This window comes from Enterobacter sp. CM29, assembly GCF_013179605.1.
GTDB classification, from domain to species: Bacteria; Pseudomonadota; Gammaproteobacteria; order Enterobacterales; family Enterobacteriaceae; genus Enterobacter; species Enterobacter intestinihominis.
Map to the genome: position 1 here is coordinate 1 of NZ_JABMCU010000404.1, position 508 is coordinate 508.

Below are 508 nucleotides of genomic sequence, written 5' to 3' on the forward strand. Positions count from 1 at the left end.
AACATGAGCGATGAAGAAGTCGCAGATCTGGACGGCAAGGCGCTCGACGCTATGTACGCCAAGTGCCAGACCTCTTTCGGCCTGAACGGTGCATTCCGCAATCAGGCTACCAACACCCAATCAGTCAGCGAAATGCCGGAGTAAAAAATGGCTAAAGACGGAAAACACGTAATTCACGCCGGTGGCGTATTCCCTAATCCGCTGCTCAACCGTGAAGGCCGCGCCACCGCGGTCAAGCCCGGCACCCTGGGCTTCTTCGATGCTGGCGTCTTTAAGGTGTCGGTAGATGGTAGCGAAACAGCGATTATCTATGTCGCTGACTTTGACTATCTGCGCTGCAAAACAGTAGATGACACGTTTGCTGTCGATGATCTGCTGGTTGGCATCCACCCATTGCCGGGAATGTTCCTGAACGTCCGCGCTGCCGCCGGTACCTACAAAAAAGGCGACGCTCTCTCAATCGTCAACGGCCAGGTGAAGAAGTGGGCCACTGGAGAAAATGATCGCT

The 508-nt window shown here is 54.5% G+C and carries 1 protein-coding gene and 1 pseudogene; both read left to right on the top strand.

Annotated features, from left to right (window positions below):
* Positions 1 to 144: pseudogene (locus HP459_RS23670) on the top strand (DUF2213 domain-containing protein); the annotation flags it as partial.
* Positions 145 to 147: 3 nt separating this feature from the next.
* Positions 148 to 508: hypothetical protein (locus HP459_RS23340; protein WP_171936969.1), on the top strand; the 361-nt coding region annotated here is incomplete at its 3' end.